This window comes from Leclercia sp. M-A074-M (genome assembly GCF_965195605.1).
GTDB lineage: Bacteria > Pseudomonadota > Gammaproteobacteria > Enterobacterales > Enterobacteriaceae > Enterobacter.
This window is the reverse complement of the sequence record NZ_CBDAHM010000003.1, coordinates 273060-288391: the sequence shown is the minus strand read 5'-3', so window position 1 is coordinate 288391 and position 15332 is coordinate 273060. Positions and strand designations below refer to the sequence as shown.

General features: G+C 57.8%; 12 protein-coding genes. 9 read left to right on the top strand and 3 right to left on the bottom strand.

Going from position 1 to position 15332, the window contains the following annotated elements:
- Positions 1-21: 21 nt before the first annotated feature.
- From fruB to ACOKCT_RS08035, 6 genes are all read left to right on the top strand, one after another.
- Positions 22-1152: a fused PTS fructose transporter subunit IIA/HPr protein gene (fruB, locus tag ACOKCT_RS08060; RefSeq protein ID WP_420193350.1), complete on the top strand. Its 1131-nt coding sequence runs from the start codon at positions 22-24 to the stop codon at positions 1150-1152.
- Complete coding sequence (fruK, locus tag ACOKCT_RS08055) at positions 1152-2090, top strand: 1-phosphofructokinase (protein WP_103180352.1); 939 nt, start codon at positions 1152-1154, stop codon at positions 2088-2090. Before fruB ends, fruK begins: the two co-directional genes overlap by 1 nt.
- A 16-nt stretch (positions 2091-2106) precedes the next feature.
- Positions 2107-3801: a PTS fructose transporter subunit IIBC gene (fruA, locus tag ACOKCT_RS08050; RefSeq protein ID WP_263950405.1), complete on the top strand. Its 1695-nt coding sequence runs from the start codon at positions 2107-2109 to the stop codon at positions 3799-3801.
- A 276-nt stretch (positions 3802-4077) separates the two neighbouring features.
- A complete protein-coding gene (locus ACOKCT_RS08045) occupies positions 4078-5013 on the top strand; it encodes a pseudouridine kinase (RefSeq protein ID WP_159339595.1) in 936 nt (311 codons plus the stop codon).
- Complete coding sequence (locus ACOKCT_RS08040) at positions 5006-5941, top strand: pseudouridine-5'-phosphate glycosidase (RefSeq protein ID WP_180210013.1); 936 nt, start codon at positions 5006-5008, stop codon at positions 5939-5941. Before ACOKCT_RS08045 ends, ACOKCT_RS08040 begins: the two co-directional genes overlap by 8 nt.
- A 90-nt stretch (positions 5942-6031) precedes the next feature.
- Entirely contained in the window at positions 6032-7285 is a 1254-nt protein-coding gene (locus ACOKCT_RS08035; RefSeq protein ID WP_103180345.1) for a NupC/NupG family nucleoside CNT transporter, read from the top strand.
- Positions 7286-7320: 35 nt separating this feature from the next.
- Here the strand turns inward: ACOKCT_RS08035 and ACOKCT_RS08030 are convergent, their stop codons facing one another.
- From ACOKCT_RS08030 to ACOKCT_RS08020, 3 genes are all read right to left on the bottom strand, one after another.
- Positions 7321-8397 (bottom strand): sugar kinase, encoded by a 1077-nt coding sequence (locus tag ACOKCT_RS08030; protein ID WP_159339665.1) that lies wholly within the window; start codon positions 8395-8397, stop codon positions 7321-7323.
- The gene (gene nfo / locus ACOKCT_RS08025) at positions 8397-9257 is read right to left on the bottom strand and encodes a deoxyribonuclease IV (protein WP_420193349.1); all 861 of its coding nucleotides are present in this window, start codon (positions 9255-9257) and stop codon (positions 8397-8399) included. Before nfo ends, ACOKCT_RS08030 begins: the two co-directional genes overlap by 1 nt.
- Positions 9258-9322: 65 nt before the next feature.
- Positions 9323-10369: a YeiH family protein gene (locus tag ACOKCT_RS08020; protein WP_103180341.1), complete on the bottom strand. Its 1047-nt coding sequence runs from the start codon at positions 10367-10369 to the stop codon at positions 9323-9325.
- 123 nt (positions 10370-10492) lie between these two features.
- On the opposite strand from ACOKCT_RS08020, the gene yieE reads away from it, so the two are divergent.
- From yieE to cirA, 3 genes are all read left to right on the top strand, one after another.
- A complete protein-coding gene (yieE, locus tag ACOKCT_RS08015; protein WP_103180339.1) occupies positions 10493-11362 on the top strand; it encodes a DNA-binding transcriptional regulator YeiE in 870 nt (289 codons plus the stop codon).
- A gap of 178 nt (positions 11363-11540) precedes the next feature.
- A complete protein-coding gene (locus ACOKCT_RS08010) occupies positions 11541-13010 on the top strand; it encodes an amino acid permease (RefSeq protein ID WP_103180338.1) in 1470 nt (489 codons plus the stop codon).
- Between the two features lie 293 nt (positions 13011-13303).
- Positions 13304-15274 carry a catecholate siderophore receptor CirA gene (gene cirA / locus ACOKCT_RS08005; RefSeq protein ID WP_159339593.1) on the top strand — a complete coding sequence of 657 codons (1971 nt, stop codon included), beginning with the start codon at positions 13304-13306 and terminating at the stop codon, positions 15272-15274.
- Positions 15275-15332 lie beyond the last annotated feature (58 nt).

The following is a 15332-nucleotide window of genomic DNA, read 5'->3' as shown; positions in this document are numbered from 1 at the left end:
TTTCAGCAGGAGTGGAGAACCATGTTCCAGTTATCCGTGCAGGACATTCATCCCGGCGAACAGGCCGGCACTAAAGAAGAGGCTATCCGGCAGATCGCCGCCGCGCTGGTAGAGGCGGGCAATGTCGCTAACGGCTACGTTGACGGCATGCTGGCGCGTGAGCAGCAGACCTCTACTTTCCTAGGCAATGGCATCGCCATTCCGCATGGCACCACCGATACCCGCGATCAAGTGCTGAAAACCGGCGTTCAGGTCTATCAGTTCCCGCAGGGCGTGCTCTGGGGTGAAGGCCAGGTAGCCTATGTTGCCATCGGCATTGCCGCCAGCAGCGACGAACACCTCGGTCTGCTGCGTCAGCTGACGCACGTCCTGAGCGACGACGCCGTGGCTGAACAGCTGAAATCCGCCACCACCGCCGAAGAGCTGCGCGCCCTGCTGATGGGTGAAAAGCAGAGCGAAGCCCTGAAGCTGGATAACGAGACGCTGACGCTCGACGTAGCCGCCTCCGATCTGGTGACCCTGCAGGCGCTGAACGCCGGTCGCCTGAAAGAGGCCGGTGCGGTGGATACCGCCTTCGTGGCCCACGCCATTAACGATAAACCGCTGAATCTCGGTCAGGGCGTCTGGCTGAACGACTGTGCTGAAGGCAACCTGCGCAGCGCTATCGCCGTCAGCCGTGCAACAACCGCATTCGATACCGCCGGCGAAACCACGGCGATGCTGGTGACCGTCGCCATGGCCGATGAACAGCCGGTTGAGGTGCTGAAGCGCCTTAGCGATCTGCTGCTGAACAAAAAAGCTGAACAACTGCTGAAAGCGGATGCTGCGACCCTGCTGGCGCTGCTGACCAGCGATGATGTGAACACCGATGAACTGCTGAGCGCCGAGTTTGTCGTGCGCAACGAACATGGCCTGCATGCCCGTCCTGGCACCATGCTGGTCAATACCATTAAGCAGTTCAACAGCGACGTGACCGTCACCAACCTCGACGGCAGCGGTAAACCGGCCAACGGCCGTAGCCTGATGAAAGTCGTGGCGCTGGGCGTGAAGAAAGGGCATCGCCTGCGCTTCACCGCGCAGGGTGCGGATGCTGAACAGGCACTGAAAGCGATTGGCGAAGCCATCGCGGCGGGTCTGGGGGAGGGCGCATAATGAGCAGACGTGTTGCCACTATTACGCTGAACCCGGCTTACGACCTCGTGGGCTTTTGCCCGGAAATTGAACGCGGCGAAGTCAACCTCGTGCGTACCACTGGCCTGCACGCGGCAGGTAAAGGGATTAACGTTGCCAAAGTGCTGAAGGATCTGGGTATCGACGTCACCGTCGGCGGTTTCCTCGGCAAAGATAACCAGGATGGTTTCCAGCAGCTGTTCAGCGAGCTGGGGATCGCCAACCGTTTCCAGGTGGTGCAGGGGCGTACCCGCATCAACGTGAAGCTGACCGAGAAAGATGGCGAAGTCACCGATCTGAACTTCTCCGGTTTTGAAGTGACCCAGGCCGACTGGGAACGTTTTGTGAATGACTCCCTGAGCTGGCTGGGTCAGTTCGACATGGTCTGCGTCAGCGGCAGTCTGCCGTCCGGTGTCAGCCCGGAAGCCTTTACCGACTGGATGACGCGTCTGCGCAGCCAGTGCCCGTGCATCATCTTTGACAGCAGCCGCGATGCGCTGGTGGCCGGTCTGAAAGCCGCACCGTGGCTGGTGAAACCTAATCGTCGCGAACTTGAGATCTGGGCAGGCCGTAAGCTGCCAGAATTAAAGGATGTGATTGAAGCCGCCCATGCGCTGCGTGAGCAGGGTATCGCTCATGTGGTCATCTCTCTGGGGGCAGAGGGCGCGCTGTGGGTTAACGCCTCCGGCGAATGGATCGCGAAACCGCCGTCGATGGAAGTGGTCAGCACCGTCGGTGCCGGCGACTCGATGGTTGGCGGGCTGATTTATGGCCTGCTGATGCGCGAATCCAGTGAACATACTTTACGTCTTGCCACCGCCGTTGCAGCCCTGGCCGTCAGCCAGAGCAATGTCGGTATTACCGATCGTACCCAGTTGGCCGCGATGATGGCGCGCGTTGACTTAAAACCCTTTAACTGACAGCAGGAGAGGCATAATGAAAACGCTGCTGATTATTGACTCTGCACTCGGACAGGCGCGCGCCTATATGGCGAAAACCCTGCTCGGTTCGGCGGGACATAAAGCACACCTTGATTTCATCGACAACCCGGGCGATGCCGAACTGGTTATCGTTCTCGGCGACAAAATCCCCGCCGACAGTTCGCTGAACGGCAAAAAAGTGTGGCTGGGCGATATCAACCGCGCCGTTGCACACCCGGAACTGTTCCTGAGCGAAGCGAAAGGCCATGCGGCACTCTATACCGCACCTGTCGCAGCGGCGGAGACGGCTGTTGCTGCGGGTCCGAAACGCGTGGTGGCGGTTACCGCCTGCCCAACCGGCGTAGCGCACACCTTTATGGCGGCTGAAGCCATTGAAACTGAAGCCAAAAAACGCGGCTGGTGGGTAAAAGTTGAAACCCGCGGCTCCGTGGGCGCAGGTAATGCGATCACCCCGGAAGAGGTGGCGGCTGCGGATCTGGTGATTGTGGCGGCAGATATCGAAGTGGATCTGGCGAAGTTTGCCGGTAAGCCGATGTACCGCACCTCCACCGGTCTGGCGCTGAAGAAAACCGCGCAAGAGCTGGATAAAGCCCAGGCCGAAGCGAAACCGTTCCAGCCTGCCGGCAACACCGCGGCTGCGGCTTCTGAAGGCAAAAAAGAGTCCGCTGGCGCGTATCGTCACCTGCTGACGGGCGTCTCCTATATGCTGCCGATGGTGGTGGCGGGCGGTCTCTGTATCGCGCTCTCCTTCGCCTTTGGTATCGAAGCCTTTAAAGAGCCGGGTACCCTGGCGGCGGCGCTGATGCAGATTGGCGGCGGCTCGGCGTTCGCGCTGATGGTGCCGGTCCTGGCGGGTTACATTGCGTTCTCTATTGCTGACCGTCCGGGTCTGACTCCAGGTCTGATCGGCGGTATGCTGGCTGTGAGCACCGGCTCTGGCTTTATCGGCGGGATCATCGCGGGCTTCCTCGCAGGCTACATGGCGAAGCTGATTAGCTCGAAGCTGAAACTGCCGCAGAGTATGGAAGCCCTGAAACCGATCCTGATCATTCCGCTGATCTCCAGCCTGGTGGTTGGCCTGGCGATGATCTACCTGATCGGTAAACCGGTTGCGGGTATCCTCGAAGGCCTGACCCACTGGCTGCAAACCATGGGCACCGCCAATGCGGTCCTGCTGGGTGCAATCCTCGGTGCGATGATGTGTACCGATATGGGTGGTCCGGTGAACAAAGCATCTTACGCCTTCGGTGTTGGTCTGCTGAGTACCCAGACCTATGCGCCAATGGCTGCCATTATGGCGGCGGGTATGGTGCCGCCGCTGGCGCTGGGCCTGGCGACTATCGTTGCCCGTCGTAAGTTCGACAAGGCGCAGCAGGAAGGCGGTAAAGCGGCGCTGGTACTGGGCCTGTGCTTTATCACCGAAGGGGCGATTCCGTTCGCTGCCCGTGACCCAATGCGCGTTCTGCCATGCTGTATCGTCGGTGGCGCGGTGACCGGCGCCATCTCCATGGCGATTGGCGCAAAACTGATGGCGCCGCACGGCGGTCTGTTTGTTCTGCTGATCCCGGGCGCCATTACGCCAGTGCTGGGTTACCTGTTTGCGATTATCGCCGGTACCCTGGTAGCGGGCCTCTCTTACGCGGTGCTGAAACGCCCGGAAGCTGAAGCGGTTGCCGCAAAAGCAGCATAATCTTTCTTCATCCGAAAAGGGCAGAGGCGACTCTGCCCTTTTTTTGCTTTTTATCGTGCTACTGTTCGCAGTTTTTTGTAGACAGCAAAACTCTCTCTACAAAAAATTGTGATTCTGTTCATAACCATTTCACACCCTTTTTGCCACCGCTTTACTTTACCCTTACTGCGCATACTATAAACACGTGTTCATATATAAACATGTGCTCTAATAGAATTAAAAGTCACTCACTCGCTTAATTATCATTGCGATGGCCGGCGTGCCAGAGGATGTTCTATGCGTGAAAAGGATTATATTGCTGTTATTGGTTCTGCGAATATGGATGTTGCGGGGTATTCACACGCCTCGCTTAATTATGCGGACTCTAACCCAGGGAAAATTAAATTTACCCCCGGCGGCGTTGGGCGGAATATTGCGCAAAACCTTGCGCTGCTGGGAAAAAATGTCTGGCTACTTTCGGCGGTCGGCGATGACTTTTACGGTCAGTCGCTGCTATCACAAACCCAGGCCGCTGGCGTACAGGTGGAAAAATGTCAGGTGATCGCAGGCGAAGGCACCTCCAGTTATTTATCCTTGCTGGATAATACCGGCGAAATGCTGGTAGCCATTAATGATATGGCTATTTCTGACTACATCAATCCGGACTATCTGGCCCACCACCTGGCCTTTTTGCGTGCGGCAAACGCGGTGGTGGTGGACTGCAATCTCAGTGAATCTGCGCTGGGCTGGATATTTGAAAATGCAGGCCAGGCACCGGTATTCGTTGACCCCGTCTCGGCCTGGAAATGCAACAAAGTGCGCGACTGGCTGGGCCATATCCACACGCTGAAGCCCAACCGGATTGAAGCCGAAACCCTGAGCGGCATTCCGCTCTCCTGCGCGGCGGATGCCCCGAAAGTCGCGGCCTGGTTTCACCAGCACGGCCTGTTCCGGCTGGTATTAAGCATGGGCGGCGACGGCGTTTATTACAGCGAGAAAGGGGGCGAAAGCGGCTGGTCAGCCCCGTTTAAAACCCGGCTTGTCAATGTCACCGGCGCGGGGGACGCGATGATGGCGGGGCTCGCCTTCTGCTGGCTGGAAGGGGCCACATTTGCCCATTCCGTTCGTTTTGCCCAGGGCTGCTCGTCGCTGGCGCTTGCTTCCGTATATACCAATAGCCCCGACTTATCGGCTGAAAATGTTAACGCATTAATGGAGAGAGAACATGTCTGAATTAAAATTATCTGCTGAGTTCCTGCAAATTTCTCCTGAGGTTCAGGACGCTTTAAATAATAACAAGCCGGTTGTGGCCCTTGAATCCACCATTATTTCTCACGGCATGCCTTTCCCGCAAAATGCCCAGACGGCGCTGGAAGTTGAAGATGCGATCCGCCAGCAGGGGGTTATTCCCGCCACTATCGCCATTATTCGTGGCGTAATGAAAGTGGGGCTCAGCAAAGAAGAAATTGAACTGTTAGGCCGTGAAGGCCATGCGGTGACCAAAGTCAGCCGCCGGGATTTACCTTTTGTGGTTGCCGCAGGAATTAATGGCGCGACCACGGTTGCCTCCACCATGATTATTGCGGCAATGGCCGGGATTAAGGTCTTTGCTACCGGCGGAATTGGCGGTGTACACCGCGGTGCGGAACACACATTTGATATTTCTGCGGATTTACAGGAGCTGGCGAAAACCAATGTCGCCGTGGTTTGCGCCGGGGCGAAATCTATTCTCGACCTCGGGTTAACCACCGAATATCTGGAAACCAACGGTGTACCGTTAATTGGCTATCAGACCCAGTCCCTGCCTGCCTTTTTCTGTCGCACCAGCCCGTTTGAGGTCAGCATCCGTCTCGACAGCGCTGAAGCCATCGCGCGCGCAATGGCGGTGAAATGGCAGACCGGCCTTAACGGCGGCCTGGTGGTGGCGAATCCTATCCCGGAACAGTTTGCGATGCCTGAAGAGACCATCAACGCCGCGATCGATCAGGCGGTGAAAGAAGCGGAAGAGCAGGGTGTGACCGGCAAAGCCAGCACGCCGTTCCTGCTGGCCCGCGTGGCGGAATTAACCGGTGGCGACAGCCTGAAATCCAATATCCAGCTGGTCTTTAACAACGCCCGTCTGGCCTGCGACATCGCGAAAGCGTACCAGCGCATCGCGTAATCTTTTCACAGGCAGTTTGCCGTCGCCTGTCTTCACAGTGGAATCACGGATACCCGGCCAGTCGCCGGGTTTTCAGGTAAGGAAATCATTATGGATGTAATGAGAAGTCTGCTGGGTATGGCGGTGCTGTTAGCAATAGCCTTCCTCCTGTCGGTCAATAAACGCCGTATCAGTCTGCGTACCGTTGGCGCCGCTTTCATTTTGCAGGTGGCAATTGGCGGCATCATGCTCTATTTCCCGCCAGGAAAATGGCTGGTTGAACAGGCCGCGATAGGGGTGAGCAAGGTAATGTCCTACAGCGATGCCGGTAGTGCTTTTATCTTTGGCGCGCTGGTTGGCCCCAAAATGGATACGCTGTTTGACGGTGCCGGGTTCGTCTTTGCCTTCCGGGTGCTGCCCGCCATTATCTTTGTCACCGCGCTGATAAGCCTGCTCTACTACATCGGGGTGATGGGGCTGCTGATCCGTATTCTGGGCTCCATTTTCCAGAAAGCGTTGCGTATCAGTAAAATTGAATCCTTCGTGGCGGTGACCACCATCTTCCTCGGCCAGAACGAGATCCCGGCGATCGTGAAACCCTTCGTCGATAAGCTGAACCGCAATGAGCTGTTTACCGCTATTTGTAGCGGGATGGCGTCCATTGCCGGTTCGATGCTGATTGGCTACGCCGGAATGGGAGTGCCGATTGATTACCTGCTCGCCGCCTCGTTAATGGCCATTCCTGGCGGGATTTTGTTTGCCCGTCTGCTGAGCCCGTCCACGGAGGCGTCACAGGTCACCTTCGATAACCTGTCGTTCAGCGACACGCCGCCGAAAAGCATTATCGAAGCCGCGGCGACCGGGGCGATGACCGGGTTAAAAATCGCCGCCGGGGTTGCGACGGTGGTAATGGCCTTTGTGGCGATCATCGCCCTGCTGAACGGTATGCTGGGCGGCATTGGCGGCTGGTTGGGTATTGAAAGCCTGAGCCTTGAGGGGCTGTTTGGCTATGCCCTGGCACCGCTGGCGTGGCTCATGGGGGTCGAATGGCAGGATGCCACGCTCGCAGGCAGCCTGATTGGACAGAAGCTGGCGATTAACGAATTTGTCGCCTATCTCAACTTCTCGCCATATCTGCAAACCGCCGGTCAGCTGGATGTGAAGACCATCGCCATCATCTCTTTTGCTCTGTGCGGCTTTGCCAACTTCGGCTCGATTGGCGTGGTGGTGGGCGCCTTTTCTGCGGTATCGCCCCAGCGCGCCCCGGAGATTGCCCAGTTGGGCGTGCGGGCGCTGGTGGCGGCCACGCTCTCTAACCTGATGAGCGCCACCATTGCGGGCTTCTTTATTGGTCTGGCAGGCTAGTGACGCAGGCCGGGTAGGGCAACTACCCGGCCTGTTTACGGCTGGCTCTCCAGCAGCGACAGGACGTTATCTACCGACAGCGTCGGGTTATTGATGCTTTCACTGGCGCGGGAGAGCGCCGCGCAGCCACCCGCGAACCGGGCACTTTCCGTAAAATCGCTCCCGTCGAGGAAGCCATAAATCAACCCCGCCATAAAGGCGTCATCGGCACCAAAGCGGTCAACCACCGGGTGGGTGAACGGCGGCAGCAGAAGCGGCTCCGCGCCTTGTTCGCTGCAGAGCACCGAATCATCTTCCAGACAGACCACAATCCGCTGCACCCCTTTCTCATGCAGGGCGGCGAGGGCGCGCTTGCGATCCTCGCACTCCGCCAGGATCTGCAGCTCCTTCAGCGTCGGCTTCAGGGTATGGATGCGCGACAGCCAGGGTTTGATCCTGTCGGCTTTAAATTCTGAAACCGTGTCGACAAACACCGGCACATCCCCGGCGAGGGTAAAGACCCACTCCAGCGCTTCCGTAGTGAGGTTACAGTCGGCCAGCACGACGCCCGCATGGGCCAGCAGTTCCCGGGAGTGATTCAGCAGCTGCGGCGTCAGCCCCTGCAGGATATGGGTATCATTGATCGCCAGCACAGTGTCGTCCTGCGGACTGGCAATCGACAGATAGGTTGCGGTGCTTTGTCCGTGCAGGCGGATGGTGCTCTGCACGTTAACGCCCGCCTGGCGGGTCTGCTCCAGCAGGGTTTCGCCATAAAAATCGCTGCCCACGGCAGAGATCAGGTGCACCTCGCGCCCCAGCAGCGCGAGGTTATGGGCGATGTTACGCGCCACGCCGCCCGCCGCGCACTGAATGGCTCCCGGCTGGGAGGAGGGTTCAGGAAAACGAATATCGGCCACCCCGCGAATATCCATATTGATGGCGCCGAGCGCCACGCAATAATCCTGTTCGGTGAGGATATAGCCTTTGCCCTTGATCGCTCCTTTGCGCATCAGGTCCATAATGTGCGCAGCGACGCGGGAGCGGCTGATATCGAGGATCTGGGCGATCTCATGCTGCTGAATAAGGGGGTTGCGCCGCAGGATCTTCAGGATCTGCTTTTCCCTTTCGTTCATCATTCTGCGGTCGCCTCGGCATGCTGTTGCGCTTTCAGCCAGGCGATCTCCTCGGCCCAGATATCCGGGTTGATGGTTTCCAGCACCAGCGGAATGTTGTCGAAACGCGGATCCTGCATGATAAAGCGGAACGCATCATGGCCGATGTTGCCTTCACCCAGGCTGTGGTGACGGTCAACGCGGCTGCCAAAGGTGCTTTTCGCGTCGTTGAGGTGCATACCGCGCAGGTACTCAAAGCCCACGACGCGCTCGAACTCGGCGAAGGTTTTTGCACACGCTTCCGCGCTGCGCAGGTCGTAACCGGCGGCAAAGGCGTGGCAGGTATCGATGCAGACGCCGATGCGGGATTTATCCTCCACGGCATCGATGATGGCGGCCAGATGCTCAAAGCGGAAACCGAGGTTGCTGCCCTGTCCGGCGGTATTTTCAATCACCGCCGTCACCCCCTGGGTCTGTGCCAGCACGATGTTGATCGACTCGGCGATCCGCGCCAGACAAGCATCTTCGTCGATCTGCGACAGATGGCTGCCGGGATGGAAGTTCAACAGCGTCAGGCCGAGCTGCTCGCAGCGCTGTACCTCATCGAGGAAGGCCGCGCGGGATTTATCCAGCGCCTCCTGTACCGGGTGACCGAGGTTAATCAGGAAACTGTCGTGGGGCAGGATCTGGCCGGGGGAGAAATGGTATTTTTCGCAGGCCGCTTTGAACTCATCAATCACCTGAGTCGTTAACGGCACGGCGCGCCACTGGCGCTGATTTTTGGTGAACAGGGCGAAGGCGGTCGCCTCGATTTCGGCGGCGCGAATAGCGGCATTTGCCAGACCGCCGGCAGCGCTGACATGCGCTCCAACATATTTCATAAAGGGACTCCTGTTAACCCGCAAACGCATATGATAGCGGGTTAACAGGATAAGGCTACAGCGGTTTATGCCATCAGGCTATGCACCGCCAGGTTGATGGCGCCCCCGCCGACAATCAGCCAGACAAAGAGCAGCAGCGCCATCAGCAGCGGTTTCGCTCCGGCTTTTTTCAGGGCGCTGACGTGGGTGGTTAAGCCCAGCGCCGCCATCGCCATTGCCAGCAGGATGGTATCCAGCGTCACCAGCATATCCACGACCGGTTTGGGCAGCAGATGGAACGAGTTAAACACCGCGACCACAATAAACAGAATGGCGAACCAGGGGATGGTGATTTTGCTCTTCTCACCGTTGCCCGCTGGCGCAAGCTGTTTCACTCTTGCGGCCAGGATCAGCAGGAACGGGGCCAGCATCATCACCCGCAGCATTTTGGCGATCACCGCGGCATTTTCTGCGTCCGGGCTGATGGCGTGACCCGCCGCGACCACCTGGGCGACCTCATGCATCGTCGAGCCGATATAGATGCCGTAGTTTTCCGGGCTAAACCAGTGGGCTACCAGCGGATACATGGCCGGATAGAGGAAGATCGCCAGGGTACCGAAGATCACCACCGTCGCCACCGCCACGGTCACCTTGCTGGACTCGGCCTTTACCACCGGCTCGGTGGCCAGCACCGCCGCGGCGCCGCAGATGCTGCTGCCTGCACCAATCAGCCAGCTGGTCTGTTTGTCGAGCCCGAACACCTTCTGGCCGATAAAGCAGGCCAGTAAAAAGGTGCTCGAGAGGGTTAAGATATCAATCGCAATACCGCTTACTCCGACGTCGGCAATCTGCGCGAAGGTCAGACGAAAGCCATACAGGATGATCCCGAGTCGCAGCAGGTGCTGCTTGGCGAAGATGACGCCGCTGTCGCACGGCTTGTAAATCTTCGGATAAACCGTATTTCCGACCACCATCCCCAGCAGGATAGCCAGGGTCAGGGCGCTGAATCCGGCGCCTGCAACCGCCGGGATGCTGCCGCCCCATAATGCGACACCGGTGACCAGCGCGCTGAGCGCCAGGCCCGGGATGTAGTGCCACACGGTACGATGATGCTGTAGGGTGAGTGTTGTCATAACCGTCTCCTTTTCTCTGGCTAAAAGGTTACGGTGCGCTGGCTTAAAAATAAAATTGATTATATATTTATAATTAATCTTTATAAGTGGTAAGCAGGGTGCTTACCTTACCGGATAGCGACTATGCACATTACCTTACGCCAGCTTGAAGTCTTCGCCGAAGTGCTGAAAAGCGGATCGACTACGCAGGCCTCTCAGATGCTGGCACTCTCTCAGTCCGCCGTCAGCGCCGCGTTAACCGATCTTGAAGGTCAGCTGGGGGTTCAGCTCTTTGACCGGGTAGGGAAGCGGCTGGTGGTGAACGAGCATGGACGTTTGCTCTACCCGCGCGCGCTGGCGCTGCTGGAGCAAACGGTCGAAATTGAACAGCTCTTTCGCGAGGATAACGGCGCCATTCGTGTCTACGCCAGCAGCACCATTGGCAACTATATCCTGCCTGAAGTGATTGCCCGCTATCGCCGGGATTTCCCGACCCTGCCGCTGGAGATGAGCGTTGGCAACAGCCAGGATGTGATCACCGCGGTGATCGATTTTCGGGTGGATATTGGCCTTATCGAAGGGCCATGCCACAACGCCGACATTATTGCTGAGCCCTGGCTGGAGGATGAGCTGGTGGTCTTCGCCTCGCCGGCCTCTTCTTTATTACAGCAGGAGGTGACCCTGGAGCGGCTGGCTCAGGCGCCGTGGATTTTACGCGAGCAGGGCTCAGGCACGCGTGAGATCGTCGATTATCTGCTGCTCTCCCATCTGCCGCAGTTCCATATGGGCATGGAGCTCGGCAATTCAGAGGCCATCAAACATGCGGTGCGCCACGGTCTTGGCATCAGCTGCCTGTCGCGGCGGGTGATTGCCGAACAGCTGGAGAGCGGAACGCTGGTAGAGATCCCCGTGCCGTTGCCTAATAAGCTGGTGCGCACCCTGTGGCGCATCCATCACCGCCAGAAGCACCTCTCTAATTCCCTCCAGCGTTTTCTGCGTTACTGCGAAATGTAATCCTGCCCGGCGGCGTTTTGTCCGCCGGTAGTCATTACTCGCATCAATACTATTCTCTGCTTTACTTATAATCCTGGACCGGTCATGAAGCTCTCTTATAACAGGGCATTTGTGCCGGAAGAGCCGGCGATCGTCTGCTACAATCGCGCCTCATTTTTTGAATGGACAGCATTTTCACATGGTTTCCGAAACTAAAACCACAGAAGCGCCCGCGCTACGTCGCGAACTCAAGGCGCGTCACCTGACGATGATCGCCATTGGCGGCTCTATCGGTACAGGCCTTTTTGTCGCCTCTGGCGCGACGATTTCAGCAGCGGGTCCTGGCGGCGCGCTCTTTTCCTATATCCTGATCGGTCTGATGGTCTACTTCCTGATGACCAGCCTGGGTGAACTGGCGGCGTACATGCCGGTATCCGGTTCTTTTTCTACCTACGGCCAGAAATACGTTGAAGAAGGCTTTGGCTTCGCGCTGGGCTGGAACTACTGGTACAACTGGGCGGTGACCATCGCCGTGGACCTGGTGGCGGCACAGCTGGTCATGACATGGTGGTTCCCGGACACGCCGGGCTGGATCTGGAGCGCGCTCTTCCTGGCGGTGATCTTCCTGCTCAATTACATCTCCGTGCGCGGCTTTGGTGAGGCCGAATACTGGTTCTCCCTGATCAAAGTGGCGACCGTGATCATCTTTATTATCGTCGGCCTGGCGATGATCGTCGGTATCTTCCAGGGCAGCGAGCCTGCGGGCTGGAGCAACTGGACGGTTGGCGATGCACCCTTTGCGGGGGGATTATCGGCGATGATTGGTGTGGCGATGATTGTCGGCTTCTCCTTCCAGGGGACGGAGCTTATCGGCATTGCCGCCGGTGAATCCGAAAACCCGGAGAAGAACATCCCGCGCGCGGTGCGTCAGGTCTTCTGGCGTATCCTGCTGTTCTATGTGTTCGCCATCCTGATTATCAGCCTGATCATTCCATATACCGATCCGAGCCTGCTGCGTAACGATGTGAAAGATATCAGCGTCAGCCCGTTCACCCTGGTGTTCCAGCATGCCGGTCTGCTCTCTGCGGCAGCGGTTATGAACGCGGTGATCCTGACGGCGGTGCTGTCGGCGGGTAATTCCGGGATGTATGCCTCTACCCGTATGCTCTACTCTCTGGCCTGCGATGGCAAAGCGCCGCGTATTTTCGCGAAGCTCTCCCGGGGCGGTGTGCCGCGCAACGCGCTCTATGCCACCACCGTGATTGCCTGCCTGTGCTTCCTGACCTCGATGTTCGGCAACCAGACCGTCTACCTGTGGCTGCTGAATACCTCCGGGATGACGGGCTTCATCGCCTGGCTGGGCATCGCCATCAGCCATTACCGTTTCCGTCGCGGCTACGTGAAGCAGGGTTACGATATTAACAACCTGCCATACCGCTCCGGCTTCTTCCCGCTGGGTCCGATCTTCGCCTTTGTGCTCTGTCTGATCATCACCCTCGGCCAGAACTACGAAGCCTTCCTGGCCGACACCATCGACTGGGGCGGCGTTGCGGCCACCTATATCGGTATCCCGCTGTTCCTGATCATCTGGTTTGGCTACAAGCTGGCGAAGGGAACGAAGTTTGTGCGCTACAGCGAAATGGAATTCCCGAATAGCTTTAAAAAATAAGCGTACCGCCTCTCTCTAACCCGCTCAGCCGAGCGGGTTTTTTATTTCTCCACAGTATGCTCTCTTGACATAACTTTTAACAATTTAATTGATAATAGTTATCGTTTGCTTTATCATTAGCAAAGTAATCAAAAGGATGAAGGAGTCAACTTTCTAGCCCTGGTCAGGGGAGGGGTTGCGGCCACACCTGCAAATAATTACCAGACCGACCCGCCCAAAGAAGCGGGCGGTATGCAATGCAATGTGAGCAGTACATATTTGATTTTGCTGTGTTTACCTCATGGAGAAATGGAATGTTTAGGTTGAATCCCTTCGTTCGGGGAGGGCTGTGCGCGTCTGCTCTTTCCCTGGCGCTGCCGGTTGCGGCGGTGGAATCTGGCGACACGATGGTCGTTACCGCCTCGGCCAACGAGCAAAACCTGAAGGATGCCCCCGCCAGTATCAGCGTCATCACCCAGCAGGATCTGCAGCGTAAGCCGGTGCAGAACCTGAAAGATGTGTTACAGGACGTGCCGGGCGTACAGTTAACCAACGAAGGGGACAACCGCAAGGGGGTCAGTATCCGCGGGCTGGACAGCAGCTATACGCTGATCCTGATCGACGGCAAACGCGTCAACTCGCGCAATGCCGTGTTCCGCCATAACGACTTTGATCTCAACTGGGTTCCGGTGGATGCCATCGAGCGCATCGAAGTGGTGCGCGGGCCGATGTCCTCCCTCTACGGCTCCGATGCCCTGGGCGGCGTGGTCAATATCATCACCAAAAAGATCGGCCAGAAATGGACCGGCACCCTCACTGCCGACACCACTATTCAGGAACATCGCGATCGCGGCGACACCTACGGCGGGCAGTTCTATACCAGCGGCCCGCTGGTGGATGGCCTCCTCGGCCTGAAAGCCTTCGGCAGCGTCTCCCAGCGTGATAAAGACGATCCGCAGTCCTCTTCCACCAGCGCCACGGGCGAAACCCCGCGTATCGAAGGCTTCACCAGCCGTGATGCCAACGTGGAATTTGCCTGGACCCCGAACGAAAACCACGATTTCACCGCCGGGTATGGTTTCGACCGTCAGGATCGGGATTCCGACTCGCTGGATAAAAACCGCCTGGAGCGCCAGAACTACTCCCTGAGCCACAATGGCCGCTGGGGGCTGGGCAACAGCGAGCTAAAATTCTACGGCGAGAAGGTGGATAACAAAAACCCGGGCAATGCCAACCCGATTACGTCCGAAAGCAACTCCATTGACGGCAAATATGTTCTGCCGCTGGGGGAGATTAACCAGCTGCTGACCTTTGGCGGAGAGTGGCGTCACGACAAGCTGAAAGATCCGGTCAACCTTACCGGCGGCAGCAGCAGCAATACCTCGGCCAGCCAGTATGCGCTGTTCCTGGAAGATGAATGGCGGATCTTCGAGCCGCTGGCCCTGACCACCGGCGTGCGCATGGATGACCATGAAACCTACGGCGATCACTGGAGCCCGCGTGCTTACCTGGTTTATAACGCCACCGATACCGTAACGGTAAAAGGCGGCTGGGCAACGGCATTCAAAGCGCCGTCGCTGTTGCAGCTGAGTCCGGACTGGACCACCGGCTCCTGCCGCGGTGCCTGTGAAATTGTCGGTAGCCCGGATCTGAAACCAGAGACCAGCGAAAGTTTCGAGCTGGGGCTGTACTACAGCGGGGAAGAGGGTTGGTTAGAGGGCGTTCAGGGGAGCATCACCGCTTTCCAGAACGACGTTGATGACCGGATCAGCATCAGCCGTACCGCCAGCGTTAGCCAGGCGCAGAGCTACCCTAACTATGTCGGGCTGAACGGTGACGGTGAGCCGGTATTCCGCTATTACAACGTCAATAAGGCGCGTATCCGCGGCCTGGAGACGGAGCTGAAATTCCCCATTGCCGAAGACTGGCGAATGACGCTGAATTACACCTATAACGACGGGCGTGATATCAGCAACGGCGGCAACAAGCCGCTCTCCGAGCTGCCGTTCCATACCGCAAATGGCACGCTGGACTGGCAGGCGACCCAGGCGTGGTCCTTCTACGTGCAGGGGAATTACACGGGTGAGAAACGCGCGATTACCGAGGGCGCGGCAACGCCGGGTGGCTATGTGGTGTGGAACACGGGTGGTGCATGGCAGGCAACCAAAAACGTTAAGCTGCGTGCGGGCGTCATGAACCTGCTGGATAAAGATCTCAGCCGCGACGACTACACCTATACCGAAGAGGGACGCCGTTACTTTATGGCGGTGGATTACCAGTTCTGATGGTTGAAACGCCGGGCGGCGCTGCGCTTGCCCGGCCTAAGGGCTGGTGTGGGTTTTG